Raw genomic sequence first — 968 nt, 5'->3', positions numbered from 1 at the left:
CGGTTAACCTCGCTACAAAATATAAGTCGCTGACCCATTATACAAAAGGTACGCAGTCACCTAACAAGTAGGCTCCTACTGCTTGTACGTACACGGTTTCAGGTTCTATTTCACTCCCCTCACAGGGGTTCTTTTCGCCTTTCCCTCACGGTACTGGTTCACTATCGGTCAGTTGGGAGTATTTAGCCTTAGATGATGGTCCACCTATATTCAGTCAAAGTTTCACGTGCTCCGACCTACTCGATTTCACTTAAAATGTCTTTTCATGTACGGGACTATCACCCTGTATCGTGGCACTTTCCAGAGCCTTCCATTAACACATAATAAGCTTAAGGGCTGTTCCGATTTCGCTCGCCGCTACTATCGGAATCTCGGTTGATTTCTTTTCCTACGGGTACTTAGATGTTTCAGTTCTCCGCGTTCGCCTCGTTAACCTATGTATTCAGTTAACGATACCTGCAAGCAGGTGGGTTTCCCCATTCGGAAATCCTAGTCTCAAGCGCTTTTTACTAGCTTGACTAGGCTTATCGCAAGTTAATACGTCCTTCATCGCCTCCAACTGCCAAGGCATCCACCGTGTACGCTTAGTCACTTAACCATACAACCCAAACGGGTCTTTGTTAGTGACAGTTTAACTTCGCCAGAAGTTAATATTGAATACTAAAGTAGATACCAATTAATCATGAATGATTAAATTGGCACTGAATGATACTGCTATCATTCTTTTTTACTTTTGAAAACTCTGTACAAATAACACTGTTATTCATACGAATTTTATTATCAGCTTTTCCAAATTTTTAAAGAGCATATTAATCAGTTAAACCCAAAGGGTAAAACTAACTAACAATCATCTGTGTGGACACTACGAACAAATAAGTTCTAAATCGTATAAGGAGGTGATCCAGCCCCAGGTTCCCCTAGGGCTACCTTGTTACGACTTCACCCCAGTCATGAATCACTCCGTGGTA

The 968-nt window shown here is 41.9% G+C and carries 2 rRNA genes; both read right to left on the bottom strand.

Annotated features, from left to right (window positions below):
* Positions 1-598 (bottom strand): 23S ribosomal RNA (locus tag PSH41_RS20010); the annotation flags it as partial.
* A gap of 291 nt (positions 599-889) precedes the next feature.
* Positions 890-968 (bottom strand): 16S ribosomal RNA (locus PSH41_RS20005); the annotation flags it as partial.

The organism is Pseudoalteromonas sp. CST2 (genome assembly GCF_028599385.1).
GTDB classification, from domain to species: Bacteria; Pseudomonadota; Gammaproteobacteria; order Enterobacterales; family Alteromonadaceae; genus Pseudoalteromonas; species Pseudoalteromonas atlantica.
The sequence above is the reverse complement of the archived record's forward strand: the minus strand, read 5'-3'. Positions and strand labels throughout refer to the sequence as shown.